Source organism: Pseudomonas sp. JC1203 (assembly GCF_056175065.1).
This window is the reverse complement of sequence record NZ_JBWCAM010000008.1, coordinates 161,417-178,906: the sequence shown is the minus strand read 5'-3', so window position 1 is coordinate 178,906 and position 17,490 is coordinate 161,417. Positions and strand designations below refer to the sequence as shown.

Sequence of the window (17,490 nt, the reverse complement as noted above, 5' to 3'; positions counted from 1 at the left end):
TATTTGTGGGAGCTGGCTTGCCCGCGAGTTTTTGAGGGCCTTCAAAAGCTCGCTGGCAAGCCAGCTCCCACAAGAGTCTGCACTTGGCAGGTATAATCGCCTCCCGATTTTACCGCCCAGGTGCAGTTTTCAATGGAACGCTTTATCGAAAAAACCATGTACGCCTCGCGCTGGTTGCTGGCGCCGATCTACGTGGGCTTGTCCCTGGGGCTGCTGGCCCTGGCCCTGAAGTTCTTCCAGGAAGTTTTCCACGTCATTCCCAACGTGTTCTCCATGGGCGAGGCCGACCTTATCCTGGTGCTGCTGTCGATGATCGACATGGCCCTGGTAGGCGGCTTGCTGGTCATGGTGATGCTGTCGGGCTACGAGAACTTTGTCTCGCAGCTGGACGTCGACGAGGGCGAGGAAAAGCTCAGCTGGCTGGGCAAGATGGACTCCAGCTCACTGAAAATGAAGGTGGCGGCGTCCATCGTTGCCATCTCCTCGATCCACCTGCTGCGCATGTTCATGGATGCGCGCAACATCGAGCCGCAGTACCTGATGTGGTACGTCATCATCCACATGACCTTCGTGGTGTCGGCGTTTGCCATGGGTTACCTGGACAAGATCACCAAGCACTGACCGACAGCTATCGGACGGGCGGCGTGGCGGCCGCCTTGTGCTTTGCGCGTGGCTGTACGAAAAATGAGCGGTGACATCCATTCGAATCACCCTGAGGTGCAGTCATGAATTTTCAGGAGCTGACCACCCACGCCAATGCCGGCATGATCGACGAGCTCAACCTGATCTCGCTCGAAGGCGGCATCTACCTGCTTGAAGCGCGCATGCACGGCAAGTCCCACCCCCTCAACGATGCCAGCGGCCACGCCATGCATCTGCGCTCGGTGGAGCACGCCCGCGACCTGCTGCACGCCTTGCCGGTGGTGCCCTTCCACCTGATCCACGGTTCGGTGCACGACGAAATGTGTGGCCTGGGCGCCAGCGCCGAGAAAGACCTGCGCGTACCCATTTCCTTCCGCTCCCGGCACTGACTGCCGCTGCAGGCCGGCAGGCTGAACTGGCGCACTCAGTATGCTAGTCTGCTTGCCCTTTTGGTTTGGGCCCAAGCCGGCGGGCCACATTGTGGCCACAAGCCCGGGCCCTGCAGCGGAGCACCGAGATGTCCGAAGTAAACCTGTCCACCGACGAAACCCGCGTCAGCTACGGCATTGGCCGCCAGCTGGGTGACCAGCTGCGCGACAACCCACCACCGGGTGTAAGCCTGGATTCGATCCTGGCCGGCCTGACCGACGCCTTCAATGGCCTGCCAAGCCGTGTCAGCCAGGAAGACCTGTCTGCCAGCTTCAAGGTCATTCGTGAAGTGATGCAAGCCGAAGCGGCTGCCAAGGCTGAAGCGGCCGCTGGCGCTGGCCTGGCATTCCTGGCTGAAAACGCCAAGCGTGACGGCATCACCACCCTGGCTTCGGGCCTGCAGTTCGAAGTGCTGACCGCAGGCGAGGGCGCCAAGCCTTCGCGTGACGACAGCGTGCGCACCCACTACCACGGTACCCTGATCGACGGCACCGTATTCGACAGCTCCTACGAGCGTGGCCAGCCGGCCGAGTTCCCGGTCAGCGGCGTGATCGCAGGCTGGACCGAGGCGCTGCAACTGATGAACGCTGGCAGCAAATGGCGTCTGTACGTGCCTAGCGAACTGGCCTACGGTGCCCAGGGCGTTGGCAGCATCCCGCCGCACAGCGTGCTGGTGTTCGACGTAGAGCTGCTGGACGTACTGTAAGCGCTAGCAATGGCGCGCCCTGTGGGAGCGGGTTCTGCCCGCGAAAAGTACACCGCGTAGCTTCATTGCTACAGCAGTGTCTGCTTCGCGGGCAGAGCCCGCTCCCACAAGGGTACGGTTTGAATCCAGGGGTTCAATGCAAACTGCTTACCGGGCGCAACGCTCGGGCATAGCAGAACAGAAACAGGTTGCGCACCAGCTCCTTGAGCACGATAGGCTCGCTGGAACTCAACCCCGTTAGGTCCAGGTCACCCTGGTCGCGCAGTTCATCCAGCGCTTCTTCTTCCAGTACCGCGCACACTTCGCCCGTTTCCCGATGCAGGATGCGCAGGTAAGGGTGTGGCCGGTCCAGCCAGGCGTCGATGAGATAGGTCATGATAATTCTCCTTGAAAGCGTTCAATGAGAATAATTCTTATTCAAAGAATAGCAAGGATCTATCGTGCGAATTTTGTCACGGCGGGTTGGCAGGGGATCAGCTGGAGGGGGCGGAGGCCGCAGCGGGCAGCCTCGCAACCATTCGTCAGGTCAGACCTTGCGGACGAATTCGGACTTCAACTTCATGGGGCCGATGCCGTCGATCTTGCAATCGATGTCATGGTCGCCGTCGCACAGGCGGATGTTCTTGACCTTGGTGCCGACCTTCACTACCAGTGAGGTGCCCTTGACCTTGAGGTCCTTGATCACGGTGATGGTGTCGCCGTCCTGCAGCACGTTGCCTACGGCGTCCTTCTTCACGGTGTCATCGCCAGCTGCCTCGGCTTCACCGCTGGCCGACCATTCGTGGGCGCATTCCGGGCACACCAGCTGGGTGCCGTCCTCGTAGGTGTATTCGGAATTGCATTTGGGGCAGGCAGGCAGAGTGCTCACGCGGGATCCTCGGTGCGGGCAAAATAAAGGCGCGCATTATATAGGGTTTTTAACCCGGAGGGGGATCTGCGGAATCGACAAGCCCGTGGGAGCTGGCTTGCCAGCGAGCTGTTAGGGTCAAAGGCTCGCTGGCAAGCCAGCTCCCACAGGTATCAGTGCGTACGAGCTACGGCGAATTCGCTCAGCTCAACCAGCGCATCGCGGTATTCGCTTGGCGGCAGGGCGTCGAGGCAGGCAATGGCGCGCTTGACGAACTCGCGGGCCAGGTTGGCGGTGTAGTCCAGGGCGCCGGAGCTTTCCACGGCGGCACGGATGCTTTCCAGGTCCTCGATGCCACCTTTCTGGATGGCGCGGCGTACCAGGGCAGCCTGCTCGGCTGTGCCTTCGCGCATGGTGTAGATCAGCGGCAGGGTCGGCTTGCCTTCGGCCAGGTCGTCACCGACGTTCTTGCCCAGGGTTTCGGCGTCGCCCTTGTAGTCCAGCAGGTCGTCGACCAGCTGGAAGGCTACGCCCAGGTGGTCACCGAAGGTGCGCAGTGCCTCGGCCTGCTCGGGGGTGGCGTCTGCCAGGGCCGCGGCGCTGTGGGTGGAGGCTTCGAAGAGCATCGCGGTCTTGCCACGAATAACTTCCATATACACTTCTTCGGTGGTGCTGGCGTCGCGAACCTTGGACAATTGCAGCACTTCGCCTTCGGCGATGACGCGGGTGGCCTGCGACAGGATGCGCATCACCGGCATCGAGCCCAGCTCTACCATCATCTCGAACGAACGCGAGTACAGGAAGTCGCCTACCAGCACGCTGGGGGCGTTGCCCCACATGGCGTTGGCAGTGGAGCGGCCACGGCGCATGCCGGACATGTCTACCACGTCGTCATGCAGCAGGGTGGCGGTGTGCAGGAATTCGATGGTGGCGGCCAGCAGGCGCAGTTCGTCGCCTTCGCGGCCCAGCGCCTTGCCACAGAGCAACACCAATAAAGGACGCAGGCGCTTGCCCCCGGCCGACGTGATGTAGTCACCGATTTTCGACACCAGCGGTACGCGCGAAGTCAGTTGCTTCTTGATGATGACGTCGACGGCGTTGAAATCGTCCGCCACCGCGCGGTAGAAAGCTTGGGGTTGCATCAGCGACAGGTGCTCCAGAAGGGTTGCGCGGCATGCTAGGTCGCAGGTCCGGCCCTGTCAAGGCGCGATGGACGGCCTATTGCAAGGCGGGCAGGGCTTGCGTACAATCGCGCACCCTGAACTTCCTGGGCAGCACCTGCCTTACGCAATTGCATTTGGGTCTTTCCACCCCATGCAGCCATGCCAGCCGACACTCTACTTATAAAGAGCTGGGTGAGCAGGATTATCGGAGAAATACCATGTCTTACGCAGTAATTGTTACCGGTGGCAAGCAGTACAAAGTCGCCCCGGGTGAGTACCTGAAGATCGAGAAACTGGAAGTCGCCACTGGCGAATCCGTTACCTTTGATCGCGTTCTGCTGGTCGCCAATGGCGACGACGTCAACATCGGCGCACCAGTTGTTGCTGGCGCTACCGTTGTTGCTGAAGTGATCTCCCAAGGTCGTCACGACAAGGTTCGTATCATCAAGTTCCGTCGTCGTAAGCACCACATGAAGCGCATGGGCCACCGCCAGTGGTACACCGAGATCAAAATCACCGGTATTCAGGCTTAATTTCAGCCTAATTCCTCACTAGGAGAATTGACTCATGGCACACAAAAAAGCTGGTGGTAGTACCCGTAACGGTCGCGACTCAGAAGCCAAACGCCTTGGCGTGAAGATGTATGGCGGCCAGGCTATCAAAGCAGGCAACATCATCGTGCGTCAGCGCGGCACCCAATTCCACGCTGGCTACGGCGTTGGCATGGGTAAAGATCACACTCTGTTCGCTAAAGTCGAAGGCGTGATCAAGTTCGAAGTAAAAGGCGCCTTCGGTCGTCGTTACGTGAGCGTAGTCGCGGCCTAATCGCGAGTTCGCTTGGAAAGCCCTGTCTCGCGACGGGGCTTTTTCGTTTGTGGGGTGAGTCTCTTGCAAAGGTTTGCATGGGCCGCTGGCGCGAGTATCGTTGATGGGGTCCGCCGCGCTCATTTTTGCAAGAGCCTTATGTCTTTGCTTTTTTTGGCTCGTCCGTAAGGCGAGAGGCGTTTTTCATGAAATTTGTTGATGAAGTATCCATCCGGGTAAAAGCTGGCGACGGCGGCAATGGCTGCATGAGCTTCCGCCGGGAAAAGTTCATTGAGAACGGTGGTCCCAACGGTGGTGATGGTGGTGACGGCGGCTCGATCTACATGATCGCCGACGAAAACCTCAACACCCTGGTGGACTACCGTTACACCCGCCACTTCGACGCCGAGCGCGGTTCGAACGGCGGCAGCACCGACTGCACCGGCAAGAAGGGTGAAGACCTGGAGTTGCGCGTGCCGGTCGGCACCACCGTGATTGACGCGGCCACCCAGGAAATCATCGGTGACCTGGTCAAGGCCGGCCAGCGCCTGCTGGTTGCCCATGGCGGCTGGCACGGCCTGGGTAACACCCGCTTCAAATCCAGCACCAACCGTGCGCCGCGCCAGACCACCCCGGGCAAGCCGGGCGAGCAGCGCGACCTGAAGCTGGAAATGAAAGTGCTGGCCGACGTGGGTCTGCTGGGCTTGCCGAACGCGGGCAAGAGCACCTTCATTCGCTCGGTATCGGCTGCCAAGCCGAAAGTCGCCGACTACCCGTTCACCACCCTGGTGCCGAACCTGGGCGTGGTCAGCGTCGACCGCTGGAAAAGCTTCGTGGTTGCCGACATTCCGGGGCTGATCGAAGGTGCTTCCGACGGTGCTGGCCTGGGTATCCGCTTCCTCAAGCACTTGGCCCGTACCCGCGTGCTGCTGCACCTGGTGGACATGGCGCCGCTGGATGAAACCAGTGCCCCGGATGCTGCCGAGGTCATCGTCAACGAGCTGACCAAGTTCAGCCCGTCGCTGGCCGAGCGCGAGCGTTGGCTGGTGCTGAACAAGTGCGACCAGATCCTGGAAGAAGAGCACGAAGAGCGCGTCAAGGAAATCGTCGAGCGCCTGCAGTGGGAAGGTCCGGTCTACGTGATCTCGGCCATCGCCAAGGAAGGTACCGAACGCCTGACGCGCGACCTGATGCGTTACCTGGAAGACCGCGCCGATCGCCTGGCCAACGACCCGGCCTACGCTGAAGAGCTGCGTGACCTGGACCAGCGCATTGAAGACGAGGCGCGCGCCCAGCTGCAAGCCCTGGACGATGCCCGTGCCCTGCGCCGCAGCGGCGTGAAGAGCGTTCACGACATTGGCGAGGACGACAGCTTCTGGGATGAAGAGGACGCTGAAGACGGTCCGGAAATCATCTACGTGCGCGACTGATTCGCCGGTAGCCGTTGCCTCGCGGCAGCGGCTACCGTGTGTCGCCGGCAAGACCGTAGTAAACTACAGCGCCGCTCCCCAGGGAGCGGCGTTTTGGTTTCTACGAATAATTTCTCCCGGGCATAGGTTGGAAGAACATGCGGAGCAAGGTGACAGGTGCGCAGCGCTGGGTCGTGAAAATCGGCAGCGCGCTGCTGACGGCTGACGGCAAGGGGCTGGACCGTGCCGCCATGGGCGTCTGGGTCGAGCAGATGGTAGCGTTGCACGAGGCTGGCGTGGAGCTGGTGCTGGTGTCGTCCGGTGCCGTGGCAGCCGGCATGAGCCGCCTGGGCTGGGCCAAGCGCCCCAGCGGCATGCATGAGCTGCAGGCGGCCGCAGCCATCGGCCAGATGGGCCTGGTGCAGGCCTGGGAGTCGAGCTTCGCCGAGCATGGCCGGCACACGGCGCAGATCCTGCTGACCCATGACGACCTCTCCGACCGCAAGCGCTACCTCAATGCCCGCAGCACCCTGCGTACCCTGGTGCAGTTGGGGGTGATCCCGGTCATCAACGAAAACGACACCGTGGTTACCGACGAGATCCGTTTCGGCGACAATGACACCCTGGCCGCCCTGGTGGCCAACCTGGTGGAAGCTGACCTGTTGGTGATTCTCACCGACCGTGACGGCATGTTCGACGCCGACCCGCGCAACAACCCCGATGCGCAGCTGATCTACGAAGCCCGTGCCGACGACCCGGCCCTGGATGCCGTTGCTGGTGGTACCGGTGGTGCGCTGGGGCGTGGTGGCATGCAGACCAAGCTGCGCGCCGCGCGCCTGGCCGCGCGCTCCGGCGCCCACACCATCATCGTCGGCGGCCGCCTGGAGCGTGTGCTGGACCGCCTCAAGGCTGGCGAGCGGCTGGGTACCCTGCTGTCGCCCGAGCGCGGCATGCTGGCGGCGCGCAAGCAGTGGCTGGCTGGCCACTTGCAGACGCGTGGCACCCTGACCCTGGACGCTGGTGCCGTGCAGGCGCTGCTGGAAGGTCACAAGAGCCTGTTGCCGGTAGGCGTCAAGGGTGTGCAGGGCGCGTTTCGCCGCGGCGAAATGGTGGTGTGCCTGGCGCCCGACGGGCGTGAAGTTGCCCGCGGCCTGGCCAACTACAGTGCTGCCGAGGCGCAGAAAATCATTGGGCAGTCCTCCGAGGTCATCGAGAGCCTGCTGGGCTACATAGCCGAGCCGGAACTGGTGCACCGCGACAATCTCATTCTGGTCTGAGGAATACCCATGCGCGTGATCATCAAGGCGGTTGCAGGGCTGCTGCTGACGTTGCCGTTGTTCGCCTCGGCCGAGGAGATCGGCCAGGTGTCGACGGTGTTCAAGTTCGTCGGGCCCAACGACCGTATCGTCGTCGAGGCGTTCGACGATCCCAAGGTGCCGGGCGTGACCTGCTACCTGTCGCGCGCCAAGACCGGTGGCCTCAAGGGTGGCCTGGGCCTGGCGGAGGACCGTGCCGAGGCATCCATTGCTTGCCGGCAGGTAGGCCCTATCCATCTGCCTGATGACTTGAAGGATGGCGAGGAGGTGTTCAAGGAGCGCACTTCGCTGGTGTTCAAGACCATGCAGGTGGTGCGCTTCCTCGACAAGAAGCGCAACACCCTGGTCTACCTGGTGTACAGCGATCGTCTGATCGAGGGTAGCCCGCAGAATGCGGTGACGGCCATTCCGATCCTGCCTTGGGCTCAGCCCTGAATGGGTGGCCTTAAAAAACGGCGAGCATTGCTCGCCGTTTTTTTATGCTTGCGAACAATGCGTGGGCTTATTGTTCCCTATTGAATTTTGCGGTCGGCAGGGTGCCGGTTAAAAGTACAGGGCTTTTGTTTCCTTGGGGAAAGTACAGTGTTGCTGCAGCTCGAAAGTTGTTATGTGAATGAGTGTTGCAAATATTTGGTATTCCTTGGGGTTGGTCTTTTTAACCCGCTGACACAAAGCTTTGCGCCTATTTATAGAGAATGTGTGCCGCTGCCATTTGGTGTTTAGGGGTTATATTTCCCGGCCAATCCAAAGTGTTTCGGCGCATTGACACGTTTTCCGTCCATGCGTAGTGTCCCGCCCGTCGCACGCCGGCGCGACGGCAGGGCCCATGGGTCGTGGGTGCTGCCATGGAGGAGGATAGCGCTGTCCTCCTTGTAATGGTTGCAGTGTAAATTGAGTGCGAAATAATATGAAAAGCCGGATCTTGAATCACTCGGTCGACAGCGTTCGTCTGTTGGAAAGTTCATTGCTGGCAGACTTTGCCTTATTGGCGGGGCGTGCCCATCAGCGCGGTTGGGAGTTGCGATTGCGGCGGATCTTGAAGCGCATGAGCTTTCGTTATTATTCGATGTCGTTCGGCTCGGCCAAGGGGGCTGAGCCTGTTCGCCCGTTAACCAACTTTCCCAGTGGTTGGTTGGAGCATTATGAGCGCGAGCGTTATCAGGAAATCGATCCTATTGTTCGTCACTGTCGGCAACACCTCAAGCCGCTGTTCTGGGAGCGTGCCCAGCGTCGCGCGCGTGGCCGCTCCAGGGACTACTGGGACGCGTTGGCCGGGCAGGGTTTGCAGGGTGGGGTCAGTATCCCTTTGCGCGGGAAAACGTTGGTAGGGGCACTTAGTGTGGCGCACTCGGTGGGGGAGGGTGTGCAGGCAGGAGGTGCTGACGACCTGGGGTTGTTGTTCATGCTGGTGCCCTACCTGATCGAGGGGTTGCAGCGGCGCATCGCTATCGAGCAGTCACCAGAGACGTGCCTCACGCTGAAGGAGGCCGAATGCCTTGGCTGGGCAAGCATGGGCAAGACCAGTTGGGAGATCGGCCGCATCATCGGCTGTGCCGAGCGCACGGTTGACTTTCACATTGCCAATGCGGGGCACAAGCTGGGCTCGACCAATCGCGGGCATGCCATTGGCATTGCCGTGTCCCAGGGGCTGATTTCGTTTTAAGCCTTTGCCTTTATTGCAGGCAACAAAAAACCGACCCTAGGGTCGGTTTTTTGGTACATCAAGCAATAAGCTTAGGCGGCAGCCTGAACCAGTGCTTTGATGTGGCCATTCAGACGGCCTTTATGGCGAGCAGCCTTGTTCTTGTGGATGATGCCTTTATCGGCCATACGGTCGATTACAGGCACGGCCAGAACGTAAGCAGCTTGTGCTTTTTCGGCGTCTTTTGCGTCAATGGCTTTAACTACATTCTTGATGTAGGTGCGGACCATGGAACGCAGGCTGGCGTTGTGGCTGCGACGCTTCTCAGCCTGTTTTGCACGTTTTTTGGCGGAAGGTGAGTTGGCCACCGTCGAGCTCCTCGAAAGACTTTTTAAATAGCAAACAAAATAGGCCGCGAATCATGCCGATGACTGGATCTCTTGTCAAGGGTGCGTGAGACGTTCCGCTGAGTGGTCATTCTCCAGAGTGAAGTGATTCACTTCTGACGCATGACCTGTAAACTCGCGAGTTTTGGCTCTGCCTGCTGATGCGGCGCGGAGTATCGCACAGTTGGGCGCACTCTCGCGCTGCTCTTTCGTCCAGAAGGCAGAAAAATCTTTCGATGAATCTTCTCAAGTCACTGGCCGCGGTCAGCTCCATCACCATGATCTCGCGGGTGCTGGGCTTTGTGCGCGACACCCTGATCGCGCGTATTTTCGGTGCCGGCATGGCCACCGATGCCTTCTTCATTGCCTTCAAGCTGCCCAACCTGCTGCGCCGCATCTTCGCCGAGGGGGCGTTCTCCCAGGCGTTCGTGCCTATTCTGGCTGAGTACAAGAGCCAGCAGGGCGAGGAGGCCACGCGGACCTTCATTGCCTATGTGGCGGGCATGCTGACCCTGGTGTTGGCGCTGGTGACCGTGGCGGGAATGATCGCCGCGCCGTTCGTCATCTGGGTCACGGCGCCGGGTTTCGCTGACACGCCGGAGAAATTCCAGCTCACCGCCGACCTGCTGCGGGTGACCTTCCCCTACATTCTGCTGATTTCGCTGTCGTCGTTCGTGGGGGCCATCCTCAATACTTGGAACCGTTTCTCGGTGCCGGCATTCACGCCGACCCTGCTGAACATCGCGCAGATCATTTTCGCATTGTTCCTGACCCCGTATTTCCACCCGCCGATCATGGTGCTGGCGTGGGGCGTGCTGGCCGGTGGCCTGGCGCAGCTGCTCTACCAGCTGCCGCACCTGAAGAAGATCGGCATGCTGGTGTTGCCGCGCTTCAGCTGGCGCGACACCGGCGCGCTGCGGGTGATGAAACAGATGGGGCCCGCCATTCTCGGCGTGTCGGTGAGCCAGATCTCGCTGATCATCAACACCATCTTCGCCTCGTTCCTGGCGGCGGGCTCGGTGTCGTGGATGTACTACGCCGACCGCCTGATGGAGCTGCCTTCCGGCGTGCTGGGCGTGGCCCTGGGCACCATCTTGCTGCCCACCCTGGCCAAGACCTACGCCAACCGTGACCGCCAGGAGTACTCACGCATCCTGGACTGGGGCCTGCGCCTGTGTTTCATGTTGGTGCTGCCGTGTTCCGTGGCCCTGGCGCTGCTGTCCGAACCGCTGACCGTGGCGTTGTTCCAGTACGGCAAGTTCGACGCTTTCGATGCCTCCATGACCCAGCGCGCGCTGATCGCTTACGCCGTGGGCCTGTTGGGTATCATTCTGATCAAGGTGCTGGCGCCTGGCTTCTATGCCCAGCAGAACATTCGTACGCCGGTGAAGATCGCCATCTTTACCCTGGTGGCCACGCAATTGATGAACCTGGTGTTCATCGGCCCGCTGGCGCACGCCGGCCTGGCCCTGGCGATCAGTGGCGGTGCCTGCCTGAACGCAGGGCTGCTGTTCTGGCAGCTGCGCAAGCAGGACATGTTCCAGCCACAACCCGGCTGGATGAAATTTTTCATCAAGTTGTTGCTGGCGGTGATCGCCATGGCAGCCGTGCTGCTGGGCCTGATGCACTTTATGCCGGCCTGGTCCGACGGGCAGATGCTGGCGCGTTTCCTGCGCCTGGGCGCCCTGGTATTGACAGGCGTGGTAGTGTATTTCGGTGTGTTGTTCGCGTTCGGCTTCCGGCTGCGCGATTTTGCCCGTCGCGGGCTGGCCTGAGGCCCAAGCGTCGGTTTTCCGGTTTAACGGCCCGCACGGGGCGGTGGCGCCTGTCGCCAGCGCCCGTGTGTGGTTATAATCGGCCACTTTATGAGCAAGAAGCGCGTTATGCAGCTGGTTCGAGGCCTCCACAACCTGCGGCCCCAACATCGGGGCTGTGTCGCCACTATTGGCAACTTTGACGGTGTTCACCGTGGCCACCAGGCTATCCTGGCGCGGCTGCGCGAGCGTGCCCGGGAGTTGGGCGTGCCCAGCTGCGTGGTGATTTTCGAGCCCCAGCCGCGCGAGTACTTCGCCCCCGAGACCGCACCTGCGCGCCTGGCCCGCCTGCGCGACAAGCTCGCGCTGCTGGCCGAGGAGGGCGTTGACCGGGTGCTGTGCCTGGCGTTCAACCAGCGCCTGTGCAAGCTCAGCGCCGCCGAGTTCGTCGACACCATATTGGTCGATGGCCTGGGTGTGCAGCACCTGGAAGTGGGGGATGATTTCCGCTTTGGCTGCGACCGCCTCGGCGACTTCGACTTCCTGATGCAGGCAGGCGTGGTGCAGGGCTTCACCGTGGAAGCGGCGCAGACCGTCGAGCTGAACGGCGTGCGTGTCAGCAGCACGCAGGTGCGCAAGGCCCTGGCCGCCGCCGATTTTTCCCTGGCCGAGCAACTGCTCGGCCGCCCGTACCGCATTGCCGGGCGGGTGCTGCACGGCCAGAAGCTGGCCCGCCAACTGGGCTGGCCTACCGCCAACGTGCAGCTAAAGCGCCGTCGCGTGCCGTTTACCGGGGTGTACCAGGTAAGCGCCGAAATCGACGGCAAGCTGTGGCCAGGAGTCGCCAACATAGGCGTGCGGCCAACCGTTGCAGGTGATGGCAGTGCCCACCTGGAAATACATTTGCTGGACTTTGCCGGTGACCTTTATGGCCGGCGTTTGACGGTGGTGTTCCACCACAAGCTGCGTGATGAGCAGCGTTTCGCCTCCCTTGAGGCGCTGAAGTCGGCGATCGATGCGGATGTCGCCGCCGCCCGAGCCTATGCCCTTGAGCATCGGCCAACTGCTAACCCAAGAGCCTGAAATGACCGACTACAAAGCCACGCTAAACCTTCCGGACACCGCCTTCCCAATGAAGGCCGGCCTGCCCCAGCGCGAGCCGCAAACTCTGCAGCGCTGGGACAGCATTGGCCTGTACCAGAAGCTGCGTGAAATTGGCAAGGACCGTCCAAAGTTCGTGCTGCACGATGGCCCTCCGTACGCCAACGGCAGCATTCACATCGGTCATGCGGTCAACAAGATCCTCAAGGACATGATCATCCGTTCCAAGACCCTGGCCGGCTTCGATGCGCCGTACGTGCCGGGCTGGGACTGCCATGGCCTGCCGATCGAGCACAAGGTGGAAGTCACCCACGGCAAGAACCTGGGCGCCGACAAGACCCGCGAACTGTGCCGCGCCTACGCCAGCGAGCAGATCGAGGGCCAGAAGGCCGAGTTCATCCGCCTGGGTGTGCTGGGTGACTGGGCCAACCCGTACAAGACCATGAGCTTCGGCAACGAGGCCGGCGAAATCCGTGCCCTCGCCGAAATGGTCAAGAACGGCTTCGTGTTCAAGGGCCTCAAGCCCGTGAACTGGTGCTTCGACTGCGGTTCGGCCCTGGCCGAGGCGGAAGTGGAATACCAGGACAAGAAATCCGACACCATCGACGTGGCCTTCAATGTCGCCGACCAGCAAAGCCTGGCCGACGCCTTCGGCCTGCCGGGCCTGGAAAAGACTGCCGCCATCGTCATCTGGACCACCACCGCGTGGACCATCCCGGCCAACCAGGCGCTGAACGTGCACCCGGACTTCACCTACGCCCTGGTGGACGTCGGTGACCGCCTGCTGATCCTGGCTGAAGAGCTGGTGGAAGCCTGCCTGAGCCGCTACGGCCTGACCGGCAACACCATCGCCACTGCCAAGGGTTCGGCCCTGGAAAATATTCATTTCCAGCACCCGTTCTACCACCGCACCTCGCCGGTCTACCTGGCCGAGTACGTGGAACTGGGCGCCGGCACCGGCGTGGTTCACTCCGCGCCTGCCTACGGTGAAGACGACTTCGTGACCTGCAAGAAATACGGCATGGTCAACGACGACATCCTCAACCCGGTGCAGAGCAACGGTGTGTACGTGGATTCGCTGGAGTTCTTCGGTGGCCAGTTCATCTGGAAGGCCAACCCGAACATCATCGCCAAGCTGGCCGAAGTCGGCGCGCTGATGAACACCGAAACCATCAGCCACAGCTACATGCACTGCTGGCGCCACAAGACCCCGCTGATCTACCGCGCCACCGCGCAGTGGTTCGTGGGCATGGACAAGCAGCCCACCGACGGCGCCACCCTGCGCAACCGCGCGGTGAAAGCCATCGAAGAAACCAAGTTCGTCCCGGCCTGGGGCCAGGCGCGCCTGCACTCCATGATCGCCAACCGCCCGGACTGGTGCATCTCGCGTCAGCGCAACTGGGGCGTGCCAATCCCGTTCTTCCTGAACAAGGAAAGCGGCGAGCTGCACCCACGCACCGTCGAGCTGATGGAAGAGGTGGCCAAGCGCGTTGAAGTCGAAGGCATCGAGGCCTGGTTCAAGCTGGACGCCACCGAGCTGCTGGGCGCAGAAGCAGCCCAGTACGACAAGATCAGCGACACCCTGGACGTGTGGTTCGACTCCGGCACCACCCACTGGCACGTGCTGCGCGGCTCGCACCCGATGGGCCACGAGACTGGCCCGCGTGCCGACCTGTACCTGGAAGGTAGCGACCAGCACCGCGGCTGGTTCCACTCCTCCTTGCTGACCGGTTGCGCCATCGACAACCACGCGCCGTACCGCGAGCTGCTGACCCACGGCTTCACCGTGGACGAGAACGGCCGCAAGATGTCCAAGTCGCTGGGCAACGTCATCGCCCCGCAGAAGGTCAACGACACCCTGGGCGCCGACATCATGCGCCTGTGGGTATCGGCCACCGACTACTCGGGCGAAATGGCCGTGTCGGACACCATCCTGCAGCGCAGCGCCGACGCCTACCGCCGTATCCGCAATACCGCGCGCTTCCTGCTGTCGAACCTGTCGGGCTTCAACCCGGCCACCGACCTGCTGCCAGCCGATGAAATGATCGCCCTGGACCGCTGGGCCGTCGACCGCGCCCTGCTGCTGCAGCGCGAGCTGGAAGAGCACTACGGCGAATACCGCTTCTGGAACGTGTACTCCAAGATCCACAACTTCTGCGTGCAGGAGCTGGGTGGTTTCTACCTCGACATCATCAAGGACCGCCAGTACACCACCGGCGCCAACAGCACCGCACGTCGTTCGTGCCAGACCGCACTGTTCCACATCTCCGAAGCGCTGGTGCGCTGGATCGCGCCGATCCTGGCGTTCACCGCCGACGAGCTGTGGCAGTACCTGCCGGGCGAGCGCAACGAATCGGTGATGCTCAACACCTGGTACCAGGGCCTGACCGAGCTGCCGGAAGGCTTCGAGCTGGGCCGCCAGTACTGGGAAGGCGTGATGGCGGTGAAGACCGCGGTCAACAAGGAACTGGAAAACCAGCGTGCGGCGAAAGCCATCGGTGGCAACCTGCAGGCCGAAGTCACCCTGTACGCCGACGAAGCCGTCAGCGCCGACCTGGCCAAGCTGGGCAACGAACTGCGCTTCGTGCTGATCACCTCCAAGGCCACGGTGGCACCGTTCGTCGATGCCCCGGCCGATGCCGTGGTCACCGAAGTGGCGGGCCTGAAGCTGAAAGTGGTGAAGTCCGGCTACACCAAGTGCGCCCGTTGCTGGCACTTCCGCGATGACATCGGCGTGAACGCCGAGCACCCGGAAATCTGTGGCCGTTGCGTGGACAACATCAGCGGTGCGGGCGAGGTGCGTCACTATGCCTAAGGCCGATGCCGGGCGCTTCGGGCGCCTGGGCTGGCTCTGGCTGAGCGTGCTGGTCGTGGTCCTTGACCAGGCCAGCAAGTTCTACTTCCAGAGCAACCTGAGCCTGTACCAGCAGATGGTGGTCATCCCTGACTACTTCAGCTGGACCCTGGCCTACAACACCGGCGCTGCCTTCAGCTTCCTGGCTGACAGCTCCGGCTGGCAGCGCTGGCTGTTCGCGCTGATCGCCGTGGTGGTCAGCGCCGTGCTGCTGGTGTGGCTCAAGCGCCTTGGCCGCCACGAGAACTGGCTGGCGGTAGCGCTGGTGCTGGTACTGGGCGGCGCACTGGGCAACCTGTACGACCGCATCGTGCTGGGCCACGTGATCGACTTCGTGTTGGTGCACTGGCAGAACCGCTGGTACTTCCCGGCGTTCAACCTGGCCGACAGCGCCATTACCGTGGGCGCCGTGATGCTGGCCCTGGATATGTTCAAGAGCAAGAAAACCGGAGAAGCGGTCAATGACTGAGCAGCGTATCGCTCAAAACACCGAAGTTACCCTGCACTTCGCCTTGCATCTGGAAAACGGTGACACCGTCGACAGCACCTTCGACAAGGCCCCGGCCGTGTTCAAGGTCGGCGACGGCAACCTGCTGCCAGGCTTCGAGGCGGCCATCTTCGGCTTCAAGGCCGGGGACAAGCGCACCGTGGTGGTCCCGCCGGAGAACGCCTTCGGTCAGCCCAACCCGCAGAACGTGCAGATCATGCCACGCTCGCAGTTCCAGGACATGGAGCTGTCGGAAGGCCTGCTGGTGATTTTCAACGACGCGGCCAATACTGAACTGCCCGGCGTGGTGAAAGCGTTCGACGACACGCAAGTGACCGTCGACTTCAACCACCCGCTGGCTGGCAAGACCCTGAACTTCGAAGTGGAAATCATCGACGTCAAGGCTCTCTGAGCCTGACGCCAGCGCGCTGACACGAGGCCTAGCATGCAAATAAAACTCGCCAACCCCCGTGGCTTCTGCGCCGGCGTGGACCGGGCGATCGAAATCGTCAACCGCGCCCTGGAAGTCTTCGGCCCGCCGATCTATGTGCGTCACGAAGTGGTGCACAACAAGTTCGTGGTCGAGGACCTGCGCAACCGCGGTGCCATCTTCGTCGAAGAACTGGACCAGGTGCCGGACGACGTCATCGTCATCTTCAGCGCCCACGGGGTTTCCCAGGCGGTGCGCCAGGAAGCTGCTGGCCGTGGCCTGAAGGTGTTCGACGCCACTTGCCCGCTGGTGACCAAAGTGCACATCGAGGTAGCCCGCTACAGCCGTGACGGCCGCGAATGCATCCTGATCGGCCACGCTGGCCACCCGGAAGTGGAAGGCACCATGGGCCAGTACGACGCCAGCAATGGCGGCGCCATCTACCTGGTGGAAGACGAGAAGGACGTTGCCAGCCTTAACGTGCGCAACCCCGACAACCTCGCCTTCGTCACCCAGACCACGCTGTCGATGGACGACACCAGCCGCGTCATCGACGCCCTGCGCACCCGCTTCCCCAACATCGGCGGGCCGCGCAAGGACGACATCTGCTACGCCACGCAAAACCGCCAGGACGCGGTCAAGCAGCTGGCGGACGAGTGTGACGTGGTGCTGGTAGTGGGCAGCCCCAACAGCTCCAACTCCAACCGCCTGCGCGAGCTGGCCGAACGCATGGCTACCCCGGCGTACCTGATCGATGGTGCCGAGGACATGCAGAAGGCCTGGTTCGACGGCGTGCAGCGCATTGGCATCACCGCCGGCGCGTCGGCCCCCGAAGTGCTGGTGCGCGGCGTGATCGACCAGCTGCACGCCTGGGGCGCCAGCGGCGCCGAAGAACTGGACGGCCGCCCGGAGAACATCACGTTCTCGATGCCCAAGGAACTACGCGTCAAGGCGATCTGAACGTTGTACTGAACAAAGGGCCTCAACGGCCCTTTTGTTTGTCAGGTGCACGCGGCCGGACATGGCCACCACCACCTGATAGTCGCTATACCCCAACCCATCGCATACGTGGATAGTGCCGGCCAGGAAGCCGCCCGCACCCAGCCTTCCCCAGCCATTGGCATTGAAGCGCACCTGTTCACGCACCGGGCCGTTGCCCTGCACCTGTACCTTGGGATTGCCCTGGTGCACACGCAGCGTTTCCTCGTCGGGCGCCACCACGATTCGCCAGCCGTTGGCCCAATTGCCGTCCACTGGATGCATCAGCACGTCCCGCCCGCGCAATACCGCTTCACTGCGCGCCGCACGCAGGCCGTCGTGCAGTTCCTGAGCCAGCACCTGGCGGCGCAGTGCCTGGGTCATGCCGTGATAATGGGGCAGGGCCAAGTGCATCAGTACCCCAGCCACGGCCATGGCGATCATTAATTGCAGCAGTGAAAAACCTTGTTGGTGCATGCCTGTGCTCCTTGCGTGGCAAACCCGAGACGTCTTTGTACAGATGAACGCTGATCCCTCTGGAA

20 protein-coding genes are annotated in these 17,490 nt (G+C 61.9%); 15 read left to right on the top strand and 5 right to left on the bottom strand.

Annotated features, from left to right (window positions below):
- Window positions 1-132: 132 nt before the first annotated feature.
- From AC0SZ7_RS14310 to AC0SZ7_RS14300, 3 genes are all read left to right on the top strand, one after another.
- A complete protein-coding gene (locus tag AC0SZ7_RS14310; RefSeq protein ID WP_027981200.1) occupies window positions 133-621 on the top strand; it encodes a TIGR00645 family protein in 489 nt (162 codons plus the stop codon).
- A gap of 104 nt (window positions 622-725) precedes the next feature.
- Complete coding sequence (locus AC0SZ7_RS14305) at window positions 726-1,031, top strand: DUF6482 family protein (RefSeq protein WP_475505005.1); 306 nt, start codon at window positions 726-728, stop codon at window positions 1,029-1,031.
- Between the two features lie 128 nt (window positions 1,032-1,159).
- The gene (locus tag AC0SZ7_RS14300; RefSeq protein WP_475505004.1) at window positions 1,160-1,777 is read left to right on the top strand and encodes an FKBP-type peptidyl-prolyl cis-trans isomerase; all 618 of its coding nucleotides are present in this window, start codon (window positions 1,160-1,162) and stop codon (window positions 1,775-1,777) included.
- Window positions 1,778-1,910: 133 nt separating this feature from the next.
- Here the strand turns inward: AC0SZ7_RS14300 and AC0SZ7_RS14295 are convergent, their stop codons facing one another.
- The 3 genes from AC0SZ7_RS14295 to AC0SZ7_RS14285 all read right to left on the bottom strand — a co-directional run bounded on the left by AC0SZ7_RS14295 (window position 1,911) and on the right by AC0SZ7_RS14285 (window position 3,766).
- Entirely contained in the window at window positions 1,911-2,153 is a 243-nt protein-coding gene (locus AC0SZ7_RS14295) for a PA4570 family protein (protein ID WP_475505003.1), read from the bottom strand.
- Window positions 2,154-2,303: 150 nt separating this feature from the next.
- Complete coding sequence (locus AC0SZ7_RS14290; protein WP_475505002.1) at window positions 2,304-2,645, bottom strand: zinc ribbon domain-containing protein YjdM; 342 nt, start codon at window positions 2,643-2,645, stop codon at window positions 2,304-2,306.
- Between the two features lie 152 nt (window positions 2,646-2,797).
- A complete protein-coding gene (locus tag AC0SZ7_RS14285; protein ID WP_475505001.1) occupies window positions 2,798-3,766 on the bottom strand; it encodes a polyprenyl synthetase family protein in 969 nt (322 codons plus the stop codon).
- Window positions 3,767-4,005: 239 nt separating this feature from the next.
- Between AC0SZ7_RS14285 and rplU the strand changes: the two genes are divergently transcribed.
- The 6 genes from rplU to AC0SZ7_RS14255 all read left to right on the top strand — a co-directional run bounded on the left by rplU (window position 4,006) and on the right by AC0SZ7_RS14255 (window position 8,979).
- Window positions 4,006-4,320, top strand: coding sequence for a 50S ribosomal protein L21 (gene rplU / locus AC0SZ7_RS14280; protein WP_007950961.1), 315 nt, complete (start codon window positions 4,006-4,008; stop codon window positions 4,318-4,320).
- A 34-nt stretch (window positions 4,321-4,354) separates the two neighbouring features.
- Window positions 4,355-4,612 carry a 50S ribosomal protein L27 gene (rpmA, locus tag AC0SZ7_RS14275; protein ID WP_003281574.1) on the top strand — a complete coding sequence of 86 codons (258 nt, stop codon included), beginning with the start codon at window positions 4,355-4,357 and terminating at the stop codon, window positions 4,610-4,612.
- 185 nt (window positions 4,613-4,797) lie between these two features.
- Window positions 4,798-6,021 carry an Obg family GTPase CgtA gene (gene cgtA, locus AC0SZ7_RS14270; protein ID WP_475505000.1) on the top strand — a complete coding sequence of 408 codons (1,224 nt, stop codon included), beginning with the start codon at window positions 4,798-4,800 and terminating at the stop codon, window positions 6,019-6,021.
- Window positions 6,022-6,158: 137 nt separating this feature from the next.
- On the top strand, window positions 6,159-7,277 hold the full coding sequence (gene proB, locus AC0SZ7_RS14265; protein ID WP_455922128.1) for a glutamate 5-kinase: 1,119 nt from the start codon (window positions 6,159-6,161) through the stop codon (window positions 7,275-7,277).
- 9 nt (window positions 7,278-7,286) lie between these two features.
- On the top strand, window positions 7,287-7,751 hold the full coding sequence (locus AC0SZ7_RS14260) for a CreA family protein (protein WP_475504999.1): 465 nt from the start codon (window positions 7,287-7,289) through the stop codon (window positions 7,749-7,751).
- A 472-nt stretch (window positions 7,752-8,223) separates the two neighbouring features.
- The gene (locus AC0SZ7_RS14255) at window positions 8,224-8,979 is read left to right on the top strand and encodes an autoinducer binding domain-containing protein (RefSeq protein WP_475504998.1); all 756 of its coding nucleotides are present in this window, start codon (window positions 8,224-8,226) and stop codon (window positions 8,977-8,979) included.
- 71 nt (window positions 8,980-9,050) lie between these two features.
- Here AC0SZ7_RS14255 and rpsT read toward each other — a convergent pair whose 3' ends face one another.
- A complete protein-coding gene (rpsT, locus tag AC0SZ7_RS14250) occupies window positions 9,051-9,326 on the bottom strand; it encodes a 30S ribosomal protein S20 (protein WP_027981210.1) in 276 nt (91 codons plus the stop codon).
- Between the two features lie 254 nt (window positions 9,327-9,580).
- On the opposite strand from rpsT, the gene murJ reads away from it, so the two are divergent.
- The 6 genes from murJ (at window position 9,581) to ispH (ending at window position 16,930) form a co-directional block, all read left to right on the top strand.
- A complete protein-coding gene (gene murJ / locus AC0SZ7_RS14245; protein ID WP_475504997.1) occupies window positions 9,581-11,119 on the top strand; it encodes a murein biosynthesis integral membrane protein MurJ in 1,539 nt (512 codons plus the stop codon).
- A 108-nt stretch (window positions 11,120-11,227) separates the two neighbouring features.
- Window positions 11,228-12,181, top strand: coding sequence for a bifunctional riboflavin kinase/FAD synthetase (gene ribF / locus AC0SZ7_RS14240; RefSeq protein WP_475504996.1), 954 nt, complete (start codon window positions 11,228-11,230; stop codon window positions 12,179-12,181).
- A 1-nt stretch (window position 12,182) separates the two neighbouring features.
- Window positions 12,183-15,014: an isoleucine--tRNA ligase gene (ileS, locus tag AC0SZ7_RS14235; RefSeq protein ID WP_475504995.1), complete on the top strand. Its 2,832-nt coding sequence runs from the start codon at window positions 12,183-12,185 to the stop codon at window positions 15,012-15,014.
- The gene (lspA, locus tag AC0SZ7_RS14230; protein WP_475504994.1) at window positions 15,007-15,522 is read left to right on the top strand and encodes a signal peptidase II; all 516 of its coding nucleotides are present in this window, start codon (window positions 15,007-15,009) and stop codon (window positions 15,520-15,522) included. The genes ileS and lspA overlap by 8 nt, the downstream gene beginning before the upstream one ends.
- Window positions 15,515-15,952, top strand: coding sequence for an FKBP-type peptidyl-prolyl cis-trans isomerase (gene fkpB / locus AC0SZ7_RS14225; protein ID WP_475504993.1), 438 nt, complete (start codon window positions 15,515-15,517; stop codon window positions 15,950-15,952). The genes lspA and fkpB overlap by 8 nt, the downstream gene beginning before the upstream one ends.
- Window positions 15,953-15,985: 33 nt before the next feature.
- Window positions 15,986-16,930, top strand: coding sequence for a 4-hydroxy-3-methylbut-2-enyl diphosphate reductase (gene ispH / locus AC0SZ7_RS14220; protein ID WP_475504992.1), 945 nt, complete (start codon window positions 15,986-15,988; stop codon window positions 16,928-16,930).
- Here ispH and AC0SZ7_RS14215 read toward each other — a convergent pair.
- Window positions 16,910-17,425: a GspH/FimT family pseudopilin gene (locus tag AC0SZ7_RS14215; protein WP_475504991.1), complete on the bottom strand. Its 516-nt coding sequence runs from the start codon at window positions 17,423-17,425 to the stop codon at window positions 16,910-16,912. The two genes, ispH and AC0SZ7_RS14215, sit on opposite strands and share 21 nt — an antisense overlap.
- Window positions 17,426-17,490 lie beyond the last annotated feature (65 nt).